General features: G+C 38.2%; 15 protein-coding genes. All 15 read right to left on the bottom strand.

Annotated elements, in window-relative coordinates; all coding sequences use genetic code 11:
* Window positions 1-96: 96 nt before the first annotated feature.
* Window positions 97-1,155, bottom strand: a complete 1,059-nt coding sequence (locus GRF55_RS03915) for a hypothetical protein (protein WP_220369237.1) — start codon at window positions 1,153-1,155, stop codon at window positions 97-99.
* A 3-nt stretch (window positions 1,156-1,158) separates the two neighbouring features.
* On the bottom strand, window positions 1,159-2,436 hold the full coding sequence (locus tag GRF55_RS03910) for an ABC transporter ATP-binding protein (protein WP_220369236.1): 1,278 nt from the start codon (window positions 2,434-2,436) through the stop codon (window positions 1,159-1,161).
* A gap of 93 nt (window positions 2,437-2,529) precedes the next feature.
* The gene (locus GRF55_RS03905) at window positions 2,530-3,375 is read right to left on the bottom strand and encodes an ABC transporter permease (protein ID WP_220369235.1); all 846 of its coding nucleotides are present in this window, start codon (window positions 3,373-3,375) and stop codon (window positions 2,530-2,532) included.
* Between the two features lie 173 nt (window positions 3,376-3,548).
* On the bottom strand, window positions 3,549-3,740 hold the full coding sequence (locus GRF55_RS03900; protein ID WP_220369234.1) for a hypothetical protein: 192 nt from the start codon (window positions 3,738-3,740) through the stop codon (window positions 3,549-3,551).
* A gap of 337 nt (window positions 3,741-4,077) precedes the next feature.
* Window positions 4,078-4,821 (bottom strand): SDR family NAD(P)-dependent oxidoreductase, encoded by a 744-nt coding sequence (locus tag GRF55_RS03895; protein WP_220369233.1) that lies wholly within the window; start codon window positions 4,819-4,821, stop codon window positions 4,078-4,080.
* A gap of 9 nt (window positions 4,822-4,830) precedes the next feature.
* The gene (locus tag GRF55_RS03890; RefSeq protein WP_220369232.1) at window positions 4,831-5,589 is read right to left on the bottom strand and encodes an SDR family NAD(P)-dependent oxidoreductase; all 759 of its coding nucleotides are present in this window, start codon (window positions 5,587-5,589) and stop codon (window positions 4,831-4,833) included.
* A 1-nt stretch (window position 5,590) separates the two neighbouring features.
* The gene (locus GRF55_RS03885; RefSeq protein ID WP_220369231.1) at window positions 5,591-5,809 is read right to left on the bottom strand and encodes a phosphopantetheine-binding protein; all 219 of its coding nucleotides are present in this window, start codon (window positions 5,807-5,809) and stop codon (window positions 5,591-5,593) included.
* Between the two features lie 22 nt (window positions 5,810-5,831).
* Window positions 5,832-6,908 (bottom strand): 3-oxoacyl-ACP synthase III family protein, encoded by a 1,077-nt coding sequence (locus GRF55_RS03880; protein WP_220369230.1) that lies wholly within the window; start codon window positions 6,906-6,908, stop codon window positions 5,832-5,834.
* Between the two features lie 28 nt (window positions 6,909-6,936).
* Window positions 6,937-7,692 carry an SDR family NAD(P)-dependent oxidoreductase gene (locus GRF55_RS03875; protein ID WP_220369229.1) on the bottom strand — a complete coding sequence of 252 codons (756 nt, stop codon included), beginning with the start codon at window positions 7,690-7,692 and terminating at the stop codon, window positions 6,937-6,939.
* A gap of 5 nt (window positions 7,693-7,697) precedes the next feature.
* Entirely contained in the window at window positions 7,698-8,765 is a 1,068-nt protein-coding gene (locus GRF55_RS03870) for a 3-oxoacyl-ACP synthase III family protein (RefSeq protein WP_220369228.1), read from the bottom strand.
* Window positions 8,765-8,995: an acyl carrier protein gene (locus GRF55_RS03865; protein WP_220369227.1), complete on the bottom strand. Its 231-nt coding sequence runs from the start codon at window positions 8,993-8,995 to the stop codon at window positions 8,765-8,767. Before GRF55_RS03865 ends, GRF55_RS03870 begins: the two co-directional genes overlap by 1 nt.
* 31 nt (window positions 8,996-9,026) lie before the next feature.
* Complete coding sequence (locus tag GRF55_RS03860; protein ID WP_220369226.1) at window positions 9,027-10,091, bottom strand: 3-oxoacyl-ACP synthase III family protein; 1,065 nt, start codon at window positions 10,089-10,091, stop codon at window positions 9,027-9,029.
* Entirely contained in the window at window positions 10,091-10,321 is a 231-nt protein-coding gene (locus GRF55_RS03855) for a phosphopantetheine-binding protein (protein WP_220369225.1), read from the bottom strand. The genes GRF55_RS03860 and GRF55_RS03855 overlap by 1 nt, the downstream gene beginning before the upstream one ends.
* Before the next feature lie 3 nt (window positions 10,322-10,324).
* Complete coding sequence (locus tag GRF55_RS03850) at window positions 10,325-11,131, bottom strand: N-acetyltransferase (protein WP_220369224.1); 807 nt, start codon at window positions 11,129-11,131, stop codon at window positions 10,325-10,327.
* Entirely contained in the window at window positions 11,124-12,659 is a 1,536-nt protein-coding gene (locus tag GRF55_RS03845; RefSeq protein WP_220369223.1) for an AMP-binding protein, read from the bottom strand. Before GRF55_RS03845 ends, GRF55_RS03850 begins: the two co-directional genes overlap by 8 nt.
* Window positions 12,660-12,921 lie beyond the last annotated feature (262 nt).

The raw sequence follows: 12,921 nt of genomic DNA, 5'->3' as shown, positions 1-12,921 counted from the left end.
ATTATTGCCCTTACTCTAGCATAATCTTTATAAATTGGGGGCTTATAACTAGATTGCGCATCCGGTTTCTATGTAAACATTTCATTGCCACTAATGTCATGAAGAAAGTTTGACCTTTTTCCATATTTTACATATGAATTGATATTGCTTACTGTATTTGTAAGTCACTATCTGCCAAAAGTAATCTTCCCGGCATTCTTTTTTCAACTTGAAAATATTAATAAATTTAAGGTAACTCTTAAAAGTATCTGCATCAATAATCCGTCTGTACATCAAAGTCCTAGCAAAAGCCATTATTCTATAATTCACCTCAGCATCAAACTTATATTTTGTTTCTTTATTAAATTCTCCCAACCATTCTACCTCGTTCAAAAAATATTCATACATTTTCTCTCCATGGTTCCTTTGAGTCCATGAACCAGCAGACATATACCTATAGTGACTCATGACATTAGGGAAATAATGTACTTTACCCATAAGCCCCATATGCAATACTAAAGGATAATCACCAACGTTTGCTTTTTCCCGAAAAAATGGAATATTTTTATTATTTTCCGATCTTAATACGAGCGAACAAGTAGATAAAAAATCTCCGCCATTAGTAATTAAGTCGGGTAATGACAATTCACATTCGCTCTCAGAAATCCGATCCACCTTTAATAACTCTCCATCTTGAATATAATTTACAGCATGAGCACATAATGAGTACACACTATTCCGTTCCAAGAACCCCACCTGCATCTCCAACTTTCCACCATCCGTCCAGAAATCGTCACCCTCGCACAATGCGATATATTTTGTATCAGCCCATTCTCTTATTAATGGTACCTTGTCTTTCATTATACTATAAAAATTATATTTCAGCAACACAACCGCAAAATAACAATTCGCATTTTCCTTATGCTGGGCATAGATGAAATGAGCATCGTCCGTTTCCCACTTTCGTGAAACGGAATTTTCAGAGAAATCAAACTTATCATCCAGATATTTCTTAATGACTTCTTGTTCTCCATCGGTTGATGCATCATCAATAATAGTGGCAACAAACGGGAACGTGGTTTCTTGCATGCAAAAGCCATTCATTGCATCCTCAATATAAGGTGCATGATTATATGTTATACAACCTATACGAACTAAGAAATTAGGATAATTCATTACTTACAATTTATTCTCATTGAATTCAAATATTGGCGTAATATCACCTGGTTCCTTACCCATCCATGACCCTAATGCCATTGCTCTGTTGCCAAGAGTGAACGATATGATGTCATCTTCAACAACAATTGCTCTACTACTATCTTTTACCACATATAAATCAATAAAATAACTTCCCCAGTTCAGGAAGTTTGCTGGGATACTCATTATTTGCTCATATACTCCTTCTTCATGCTCCAATGAATAACAACGAGTGCCACCGCTACAGGAGAATATCTTCTGCCCCTGCTCATTCTTGAAATGGTATGTAATATGGAGTTTATCATACTTATGTATTACACGATATCTTACTACAACTTCTATATTGTCGTCAACACACATGGTTTCACGAAAATCACCACCTTGCTTTCTCACACCAATCTCCAAAAGTTCAAAGCTGTCTTTCTTTATTTCCGGTTCTGCCCAACATTTATGGTTTGCAACCTCATTATTACCTTTGAGGTAATGCCCGACAATGGTATCAACGTCTCCCGTCTCTTTTACCATACCATTTTCCAAAAGAACTCCCGTCTTACACAAACTCTTCACAGCAGCCATATTGTGACTGACAAACAGGACCGTACGCCCACCACCTTGCGAAACATCTTTCATCTTGCCAATAGCTTTCTTTTGGAACTCTGCATCACCGACAGCAAGAACTTCATCCACAATCAAGATTTCCGGCTCCAGATGGGCTGCAATGGCAAAACCAAGACGTACAGTCATACCAGAAGAGTAACGTTTTACTGGAGTATCTATATAACGTTCACAACCTGAGAAATCGACAATTTCATCCAACTTGCGAGAAATTTCTGCCTTTGTCATACCCATAATGGCACCATTCAAATAAATGTTCTCTCGACCGGTCATTTCGGGATGGAAACCTGTACCCACCTCTAAAAGTGAGGCAATACGCCCACGAACCCGGATTTCTCCAGTCGTTGGTGTCGTAACGCGGGAAAGGAGTTTCAAAAGGGTGGATTTGCCTGCTCCATTCTTACCGATAATACCTACGACATCACCTTGCTCTACACTGAAATTAATATCTTTCAATGCCCACACATACTCACTCTCGCCTTTCGTGGAACGGTCATTAGTCTCCCCTATTTTCAGATAGGGGTCTTCCTTGCGGAGGACATTCATCGTCCACCACCGATTCAAGTCATGGGCTATCGTACCTGTAGAAACAAGTCCGAGCCTATATTGTTTACTTACATTTTCAATTTCTATTGCAGAACTCATATTACATTATTTATTGAACACAAATTACTTGAAGCCCACGAATACTGCATTATATTATTTTTTCAATTAGTGTGATTCGTGTTCGTTTATAATTTACACAGTATCCATAAAACTCCGTTGCACCCGATTGAATATAACGATGCCAAGTGTTAACAACACACACATAAAAACAAAACTATACCCTAATGCTCCCCAAGAAAAATACCCTTCTCCAAAGAAAGAATACTTAAATGCTTCTATGATAGATGTCATCGGATTTAACAGAATGATTGTTTTAAGTTTCCCGTTCGGCACCATACTCATTGGATACACAATCGGAGTTGCATACATCCACAATGAAACAATAAAAGCAAACAGGACAGACAAATCACGATACTTAGTTGTCATCGATGATATCAATATACCGAATCCAAGCCCAAGACCTGCCATCATCAAAACCAATATTGGCATCAGCAGGATGGTGACATTAGGATGCATCGGCACACCGATTCCAAAAAAGTAAACATACATCGCAATAAACAAAAGCAACTGTATGCCAAAACGTAATAGGTTTGAGAGCACAGTCGATATCGGAACTACCAATCGCGGGAAATAAACCTTACCGAACATTCCTTGATTGGCTGTGAAAGTACTTGATGTCTGATTCAGACAATCTGAGAAATAAAACCAGCAAACATTTCCAGCCAAATAGAACAAAGGTTGTGGGATTCCATCGGTACTCATTTTGGCAATTCCACCGAAAACAACCATATTCATGATAACTGTCAGTACAGGCTGAATTAGAAACCAAAGCGGACCTAATATCGTCTGCTTATACTGCACGATGATATTTCTTTTTATAAATAAAGTAATCAAATCGCGGTACCGCCAAATTTCCTTAAAATCCACACTCCACAATTTCTTGTGGGGCTGAATGACTAATGTCCATTTTTTATCCATAAAGTTAATTATTTTTTCGTATTATTTATTTTAATGGTTCCCCACTGGTATTTCTATGTCTCACTTTAGAAGTTACAACTTAACGCGACCACGACCTTTTTCCCAATTGGTTTCTTTAAATGATGAAACAGATTAGACTATAAGGATTGTTTTCAACATATTTAACCTTAATATCACATGGCTACCATCTCGTGATCAAGTCTGAAAGTCTTGTCTTTAACAAATACACCATTCTCAAAATTCACGAAATAGTATGGATTAATATCCAAACACTTCTTATACTCTATGGATGCGTTCTTTTCGTCAACAATGGAGATTGTTCCGTCGCCACAATTCGCAATAAAAGCAGTTCCGTTGTCATACATCTTCTGTTCATAGTTATATGAAGCAATATTAGGTATTACACTCTTATAGCGAACAAAGAGAGCATACTCTTCAACAGTTGTTTTATCATCAATCGTTACGTTACCACGAAAAACACGATTATAATGGTAATCAACGGAATATCAACTAGTTTAAGGTATTACCAACAAGAAAGCAATAGGATGGACGAAAAATAATTTTGGTAAGGAATCGGTATCAAGCCAGTCCCTTCTTATTCTAGAATTAAATAAAAAAGGTTGTTGAGAAACCAAGAATCTCATATGATTTTTAAAAAATGGATAGTAGAACCGTTTCTGTGCTCCTCGTTCCATAAAAGATTTAACCAGTAATATTCACAGTTCTTCCCCCATCAACTATTATTTGCTGACCAGTAATCCATCTTGCCTTCTCACTCAACAAAAAGCGAACGACTTGATAGATATCGTTAACCTTTCCTAATCCCAGTGGATATGTAGCAGCCATACGATTAATCAAATCTTCATCCTCATACATATGTTCAGTCATGCGTGTGCGAATACCTCCTGGCAGTACTGAATTAATACGCACTGCAGGTGCGAGTTCCATAGCTAGTGAACGCATCAGCCCATCTAAACCAGATTTAGCCGAACTATAGACACTAAAAGCTTTCGCCCCGAAATTACTGATATTACTTGAAATAAATACTGCATTTTCTAATGCTTTTTTGTTCTTACGTCCAACAAGTGTTTTAGTGATTAAAGCAGCAGATACAACATTAATGTTATATGATGTATTGAACAATTCTGCTGTCAGCATTTTTACAGGATACATTTTCATAAATCCAGCACAATGAACAAAATACGAAATCTTGATACCTTTCTCAGAAATAAGAGAAAGCAAAGACTGTTCAACATTCTGTACATCATCTAAATCATATTGCCATACAACATGATTCTCCCCTGTCAACCTTTCGCAAACTCCTGACAGCCTTGCTGTATCACGACCATTGAGAATGATATTATAATCGCGAGACAACTGAACAGCAATCTCCTCACCCATTCCTGATGAAGAGCCTGTTACAAGAACGTACTTTCTTTCTTCCATAGTTTTTTCTTATTGAGCGGTAAAACCTCCATCTACGTTAAGCACTGCTCCTGTCATCCAACTACTCATGTCAGAAAGAAGAAAGAGTATGCCTTTAGCAACATCCTCAGTCCTTCCCAGCCCCATTGGATGTAATAGGTTCAAGCGAACATCGTATTCCGAATCCATCATACCATCTACCTTATCTGCCATCGGGGTCTTTATAAAGCCGGGGGCGACACAATTCACACGAATGCTATTATTTACTAATTCCATTGCAAGCGATTTGGTGATAGCGACAATTGCTCCCTTGCTCATGGCATAACCAACATTTGCAGCTGAGCCTACTAATCCATATACGGACGAAATCAACACAAATGACCCATGCTCACCCGTATAAATCTGTTTATTAGAACAAACTTTTGCTAGTTCTATAGCTGCATATGTGTTCAACTTATAGACTTTCTCTACTTTTTCTGCACTAACCACTTTCAATGGGGCAATATAAGGGATTCCCGCACAATGTACAAATCCATGCAATTTACCAAAAGAAGAAACTTTATCCTTAATAGCTTGCTTTATAGTTTCTGTTTTCATCAAATCAATTATCAGCGTATCGCCTTCACCCTTACATTCTTCCCGAACTTCTTCCAACTTCTCAGCATTGATGTCAGCGAGCAACACCTTTGCTCCTAAATCAGAGAGTAGCAGAGCCGTTGCTCTGCCGATCCCTGATGCAGCGCCCGTCACCAGATAGCGACGGTTCTTTACTTGTAATAAGTCTGTCATACTACTGTTTGTTGTTTATAACTGCCTCACAGAACTCCTTTATAGAGTCGAATGACATCACCTCTTTGTTTTTCATCGTCATATGATAGTCCGAATCAAGCAAAGCGATTAGCGACAATCCAGCAAGGCTATCCCATTCTTCGTAATCAGTAAACTTTTTGTTGATGTCCAACTCGTCCACCTCAAGGATTTCAGATAGTTTTTCAATTAATTCTTTCATTGTTTCTAAATTAAGTTTATTATTAAATAACATGTATCTTGTCGTCACCATCCTCATTAACTTCAACCAAATCGGATATATTGCACTCAGGGCCAATCTTAAACGAAACGGTTCCCCATGATAATCCAATACCGAAACCACAGCACAAAATACTTTTCTTCTCCCTTAAACATGCTTTTTTAAGCATAGTAACTATCGTTAGTGGTATGGAAGCTGATGAAGTATTTCCAAAGTCATGCAGACTATAAGGAACACGTTCCGGCTTCAAGTTCAATTTCTTAACAATTGCATCATCCATCTTTTTGTTAGCTTGATGAAGCACATAATAATCAAAATTTTCTAATGTGATATTGAAATGCTCGCAGAATTTCTTTAACGACTTTGGAACTGTAGTTATTCCAAAAGAGAATACATCCATGCCCTTCATTCTGGCTTGAATACGATGCATGGGCTTACCATCAACATTTTCAATAATAAATGACTTTTCAGACAATTGATTTCTTGCGCCTCCATCAGGAATAATAAGAGCATCATATCCGCTACCATCAGTCCCCATATGGAAACATATTGGTTCAGCACTCTCGTCATACTCTAAAGCAGTCACCGTTCCTGCAAATCCAAAAAGAGGATCCAAAGGATGCTGTGCTCGAAACCTTGCATCACCAGCCATTAATAGTACCTTCTTCATATTTCCAGATGATACAAGTGATACGGCATTACATAATCCATAAACCCATCCTGAGCATCCTAACAAAATATCCTCAGCAAAACATTCTTTACTCAGAGCCAGCCGATCTTGCAAAATACCTGCTGTTGCAGGTTGCATATAATCGGGCGAGAGTGAAACAAATACAATACCCTCTATTTCACGTCTATCCCAACCAATGTCTGCAATTAGACGTTCTGAAGCCCAGTAACATAAGTCACTAGTCGTTAAACTATCGGATACTCTTCTCTGATAGATACCTACAGATTTCGAATAATCCTCTGCACTATATTTAGTTCCTCCTAACGATTCTTGATCAATCTTGGATATTTTACTGGGTACGCCAGCCGACAGACCTGCAATCTTTACATTTTTAAATTCGAAAAAAGCCATAATTTTATAATTCCATATTATACTAGTATCACAAAACTGTCACACCTCCGTCTATATAGAGTTCTATTCCTGTTACCCAAACTGTAGCATCTGACAGCAGATAGACTGCTCCATATGCAACTTCTTCAGGTTTACCATATCTTTTCAATGGATAGGTTGCAATATCCGTCTTTAGTTGTTCTTCTGAAAATTCACAACTATCTACCATTGGTGTTTGAATCATTCCTGGACATATACAATTTACTCTAATACCTTTAGCTGCAAATTCTTTTGCCGCAAATTTCATAATTGAATTAAGTGCAGCTTTTGCTGCGCCATAATCACCATTTCCTGTGGCAAACGCCTTAACTCCACCTATTGAGGCTATTGTAACAACCGAGGCTCCGTTTTTAAGCTTCTTTGATTTATACAAAGAACGCATTAACTCGAATGGAGCAAAGAAATTTGCTTCAAAAACTGGATTTATTTTTTCTCGTTTGTCAAACTTAATGGGTAGCGCATTCCCAGTCCTTCCTGAACAAAGAACAATTCCGTCAAGGACTGGTACTCTCTTTACAAGTTCATTAAGTTCTTCCTGCACAGTCAAATCTGCCACTAATATCTGATGGATAGACTTATCGCCTTCCATCATTGAAAGAGTTTCTTCCAAACGTTTAATATTGCGTGCTGATAATACGACTTGGGCTCCAAGTCGTGAGCATTCCAATGCCGTTGCCCTACCAATGCCTGATGATGAACCAGTAACCAATATTTTCTTACCCTGTAATGTGAATGGATTATACATATCATTTATATTTTGTAAACAATAACATCAGGACAAATTATTCTGTCAGTTTCTAAATAGACAGTACCCCATGATAAGCCTGTACCAAAACTACATGCGATAGTGCTCACCTTCCCTCTACTGTATTCTTCATGACATTGAGAACATATTGTCAGAGGTATAGAGGCGCTTGTAGTATTTCCGTATTCTTTTAGGCTAATGGGAGCCTTCGAAGGTTCAATCTTAAGTTTTTTTACTATTTTTTCCACCATGAACAGATTTGCCTGATGTATGATAACTTTATCGACATCTTCTAATTTCACATGTACATATTCACAAAGTTTCTTTATACTCTTTGGAGGTACTGTTATACCAAAAGAAAAAACGCTCATACCATCCATGGTATCTGCATTACCTTCAAGCTCTAAGGTTCCTTCTCTTAATCTCATCTCTTTCTCAAAGTTCTCTCTATTGTATGGGAAACGAGCTCCACCTTCTCTGCGTACTAACGCCCAACCATCAGAACTTTTAGTTCCTATATTAAAATACATGGGGGGGGCGGACTCTTGAAATTCGAGTGCTGTAGCGGTTCCACAATCGCCAAAAAGTGGTCTACTCTCTCTATCGTTTTTATATCCCCATGGAGTTGTACTATCTCCATCAAATAGAAGAACTCTTTTCAACGAGCCAGTTACCATCATAGAAGATATCGAGCACATTCCTACAACCCATCCTGGACACCCATGATAAACATCAAGGACAGAGCAATCATCGCTGAGTCCTAGTTTTTCATGAATTACAAAACCCGTAGGATGATTGATGTAGTCTGGAGTTTGAGTAACATAACATATAGCATCGATACTATCTTTCTCCCATCCCAGCTCTTGGATAAGATTTTCTCCTGCTTTTAAGCAGAGATCAGAAGCAGTAAGCCCATTTTTAACGACATGTCTTCTCTCAATGCCTGTTGATTTAATGACTTCTTCGACTTCCCCTTCTTTATAAAATGGGAGCAACCTGTTATCTTCGATGAAAGGGGGGACACAGGCAACCATCCCCCTAATTGAAACATTTTTGATAGAAAAGAATGCCATTATGCTCTTTCGCTTACAATATTAAACAAATTCTCTATAGTTTTAGAATTACGGATGTCGTCACCTTTGATAGTAACGTCATACTCCTCATCGACCATTGCAATCACACTTAGAGCAATCAGTGAAGACCACTCGTCAAGTTCTTTGAACTCGGTTTCCGGTTTCAACTCGCTGATATCCGTTTCATCAAACTGATCAGCAAAATTCTCAATAAATTCTTTGATTTCCATTTTCGTTTACTTTTAATGTTATTACTTTATTTTAAAATTCTATTATTTTGTTAAAATTTAGATTTCCTACTTTCATCATGATAGAACTCCAAGTCAGTCCCACACCAAAACCAGCCATACAAAGTTGCATCGTTTCATTACACAACTTTTCACCAAGATTGAAACTAATACAAGTTGGTACCGTTACACCACTGGCATTACCGAAGTTCTCCACTATATTGGCAGGCATCTTTTCACGTGGCACGCCCAATTTGTCTGCCAACTTATTAAGCATAAACTTATTTGGCTGATGGAACATATACCAGTCAATTTCTTCTTTGGAAACTCCGCTTTGCTCACATAAATGCTCTATCATCGGAGGTACTTCACGCTGAACGAAATTAAACACATCATCGCCCTGCATTACCAAATTGTCCTTACTACGCCAGTTACCAGCAGCATCTTCTTCCATTATAGCCGTTTCAGGAGTGCTTGGCATACGAAAACCACCTGCAGGGATGTTCAAGGCAAAAGCTCCTGTACCATCCATCTTAATATTGGCATAAATTGTAGAATCATCATTCGACTTTTCTACAATAGTGATAGAGGCACCATCGCCAATAAGAGGCTTGCTATTACGGTCTTGGTCTGACACTTTAGGACTTAATACATCTGCATTCATCAGTACGACCTTAGTAATTGTGGGCTGCTCAAGAAGCATAAAGGCTTGTATTAATCCCAGTTCAAATCCTGCACAACCTTGGTTGATGTCCATACACAAACAATCATGCTTCAAGCCAAATGCACCATGGAGGATATTACTAGTAGGTGGCATATAATAATCGGGGGATTGGGATACAAATAGTAATGCATCAATTTCCTCCTTCCTCAGCAAATCGTTGTCAAACAGATACTGTAATCCATACTTACAAAAATCCGACGAACACTGTCCTGGTTCTGCGATGCGATGCTCATTATAGCCCATTGCTAACTTCAGTTTCATACACTTGGCTGGCGAGAAACTATAGTTTGCCATCTCGTCCTCAAACTTCACCGCCTTTTTAGGCAGAATAGTGAGAACACCACTAATTCGCTTGTTTTTAAATACGAAATCCATTATTTTGCACCGTTTTTCTTTAGCAAGTTTTCAATAGATTCTATAGATGAAAAATTTTCTGGTATAACATCAACACCATCAATAGAAATTCCATAAGTAGAATCTAGTTCATCTACCAAACTTACCACATCAAAGGAATCCAACATTCCTTCTTCGATAAAATCAACTTTTTCTGTAAAATCAAACTCTGGTCGGAGTTCGGTCAAAATTTCAATAATCTTTTCTTTCATAATTTATTTTCGTTTTATCATTACATAGTCATTAATGTTTTCTTTCTTAAAACCATAATGCTCATAACGCTTGATGGCATTATCGTTGTCGGAAATCACCCATAACTGCTGACGTTTGGTTTCTTTTCCTATGAGTAAAGCGTTCTTTAATAAACTGGCTCCGATTCTTTGATTGCGGTAATCTGGTGAAGTGTACCAGTAGCGCAAATACCATGATGTTTTGCCAGAAAGTTCAAAGATCAAAAAACCGCAAAGATTTACGCTATCTTTAATGACAAGCAATTGCTTACGATGGGCATAGTCTTTCACTTCTTGTAAAGAAGGCAATTGCTCACATAGCGGGTCAAAGTTTTTTTGTAAAATTTTATACACCAAACAAGCATCTTCGCTATTGCCATATTCAACTTTATCAGACTTTTCCCAATTATCGTCTGCCAGAATGCCAATATGACTCATACGGTAAAGATGCTTATATGGCATGAATCCCGCATTTTGCAGTGAAGCGACTTCGTCTTTACCTTCATTCTTACAGACAACATCTATTACTCCATCACAAACAAGGTTTACTACAGAAAGAGCTTTCCCAACAACAGCCATAGAGGTCGCTATATAGAAAAGGTTGCAGAAATTTTCTTCCTGATGTTGTAGGATATAACATGACTCATGCTTTTCCCAGAAGAAATGACCTTTAGTAACCCAATAGGAATGTTTCTGCTCATCCCAAAAGAGATTCGTTACAAAACCCTGTCGGAGATTTCTAATTTCACCGATAAAACTTTGGATTTGCTCGTATGATAGGATTTTATCCATTTACTAAATTCTTGTAATACAGACGATCTATCTTACCATTAGTGTTACGCTGGAGCAGCTCCAAGTGCTTGTAGACTGTAGGTATCATATATTTGGGCAGTGCCTGACCAATTTTTTTGCGGAACTCTGAAACAGGAATCTCCTGTTCTGATTCATAAAAAAGAGTGATTTCCTTTTCAGTTTGGTTATAAACGATACAGCCGTTTTTCACCAGTTTCAAGGTATTGATAATTACGTGCTCAATCTCACCAAGTTCAATGCGGTACCCCATATGTTTGATAAGACTATCTTTGCGCCCCTTGAACACGATTTCACCACGCTCGTTAATGAATACCAAATCTCCCGTACGATAGATAAGTTCCGAATAACTGTGGTTGAGCGGATTTTGTACAAAAGCAGCGGCAGTCTTCTCTGGATTGTTATAATACCCCATAGCTAACGAAGTGCCACGGACACAGAGTTCACCCTCTACATTGGGTTCTGTTACCCTTTGGTCGTTTTCATTGAGTATGAGTATGTCGGTATTGCGGAACGCTTTACCTATAGGAATAGGTTCATCGTCAGCAATCTCACGCTCAACGGTATAATATACACAATCAAGCGTAATCTCTATTGGACCATAGAAATTTGCAAATATTGTCTGTGGTAAACTATGACGCCACATGTTGAATTGTTTAGTTGGAAACACCTCTCCTGCATACCAACAGAGACGAAGACTTGGTAACTTTATCTGCTGTAGCAATCCCATGTTAGCAATATTTACCATGATGGTTGGTACCCAGAAGATATAGCTCACCTGTTGCTGCTGCATCAACTGTAAGATTTTTACAGGAAAAGCCGACCAAGTATCGGGTATCACCACGATGCTAGCCCCCTTTCCTTGCAACAGGCATAATTCATAACTCCAAATGTCAAACACGACTGGCGATAAAGAACCAATGATATCATTTTCTGTGAAACAATATTCATCAAACGTCTGAGCCATGAAATCTATGAAACTCTTGTGATTTAGAACTACCCCTTTAGGTGTCCCCGTAGAACCGCTGGTATTAATGATGCAATAAGGGTCGGTATCTATAAGGTCAGATATGCGTACGAGTAATTCCTCCTGTGAAGGCACAACGGCGTCTTCGGCTATTTCATCAATGTTGACAACAACTACATTATTCGCGACAGCAATCGGTTCGATAATAGCCTTAAATCTGTTATTCGTCACAACAGCTGTTGGCTGTATCAATGCCAAGATGTTACCAAGACGTTCTGCTGGATTTTTGACATCGAGGTTCATATAGGCATTGCCGCTATATGTAATGGCAAGGTCTATTATTGCAGCCTCACCACATTTGGGCACAAACATCGCTATTGGACGATTCTTGCACTGGCAGGAATCTATGATTACCTGCGCCAACTGCCGTGCACGCATATCCACCTCATTGAATGTAATATTTCGTTCACCATCAACTACGGCTATTTTCTCCCCGAAATGTCTGACCGTCTCAACAAAAAACTCAATTAAATTTATTTTCATATACACTAATCAATTATAATAATTTTCTAACATCAAAATTCTAATTTCTTTGCCGGATTTTTATAAATCGTTTCTCCATATTTATTTTTTTTAATAGCAATAACTCTTGCGTCAACTGTACAATTGTATCCTTTGCCACGAATAAGCATCTGGAAATAACTTAACATCAGACAGTAAGCATAGTACTGTATAGAGTCGTGCCGGCAGATTCGAATGATTATCTTGTTTATTCAAAGTAGTTGGAAACTGACAGTAATCTTCC

Source organism: Prevotella sp. Rep29, assembly GCF_019551475.1.
Classification (GTDB): domain Bacteria; phylum Bacteroidota; class Bacteroidia; order Bacteroidales; family Bacteroidaceae; genus Prevotella.
Note: the sequence above shows the minus strand (reverse complement) of the source record. Positions and strands in the feature narration are given on the sequence as shown.

Bases quoted from the DNA above. Each gene is read 5' to 3' on its own strand.
- GRF55_RS03865 (WP_220369227.1), bottom strand. From the start codon at position 8,995: ATGGAAATCAAAGAATTTATTGAGAATTTTGCTGATCAGTTTGATGAA.
- GRF55_RS03885 (WP_220369231.1), bottom strand. From the start codon at position 5,809: ATGAAAGAATTAATTGAAAAACTATCTGAAATCCTTGAGGTGGACGAG.
- GRF55_RS03890 (WP_220369232.1), bottom strand. From the start codon at position 5,589: ATGACAGACTTATTACAAGTAAAGAACCGTCGCTATCTGGTGACGGGC.
- GRF55_RS03900 (WP_220369234.1), bottom strand. From the start codon at position 3,740: ATGTATGACAACGGAACTGCTTTTATTGCGAATTGTGGCGACGGAACA.
- GRF55_RS03905 (WP_220369235.1), bottom strand. From the start codon at position 3,375: ATGGATAAAAAATGGACATTAGTCATTCAGCCCCACAAGAAATTGTGG.
- GRF55_RS03855 (WP_220369225.1), bottom strand. From the start codon at position 10,321: ATGAAAGAAAAGATTATTGAAATTTTGACCGAACTCCGACCAGAGTTT.
- GRF55_RS03850 (WP_220369224.1), bottom strand. From the start codon at position 11,131: ATGGATAAAATCCTATCATACGAGCAAATCCAAAGTTTTATCGGTGAA.
- GRF55_RS03895 (WP_220369233.1), bottom strand. From the start codon at position 4,821: ATGGAAGAAAGAAAGTACGTTCTTGTAACAGGCTCTTCATCAGGAATG.
- GRF55_RS03875 (WP_220369229.1), bottom strand. From the start codon at position 7,692: ATGTATAATCCATTCACATTACAGGGTAAGAAAATATTGGTTACTGGT.
- GRF55_RS03870 (WP_220369228.1), bottom strand. From the start codon at position 8,765: ATGGCATTCTTTTCTATCAAAAATGTTTCAATTAGGGGGATGGTTGCC.
- GRF55_RS03860 (WP_220369226.1), bottom strand. From the start codon at position 10,091: ATGGATTTCGTATTTAAAAACAAGCGAATTAGTGGTGTTCTCACTATT.
- GRF55_RS03845 (WP_220369223.1), bottom strand. From the start codon at position 12,659: ATGAAAATAAATTTAATTGAGTTTTTTGTTGAGACGGTCAGACATTTC.
- GRF55_RS03880 (WP_220369230.1), bottom strand. From the start codon at position 6,908: ATGGCTTTTTTCGAATTTAAAAATGTAAAGATTGCAGGTCTGTCGGCT.
- GRF55_RS03910 (WP_220369236.1), bottom strand. From the start codon at position 2,436: ATGAGTTCTGCAATAGAAATTGAAAATGTAAGTAAACAATATAGGCTC.
- GRF55_RS03915 (WP_220369237.1), bottom strand. From the start codon at position 1,155: ATGAATTATCCTAATTTCTTAGTTCGTATAGGTTGTATAACATATAAT.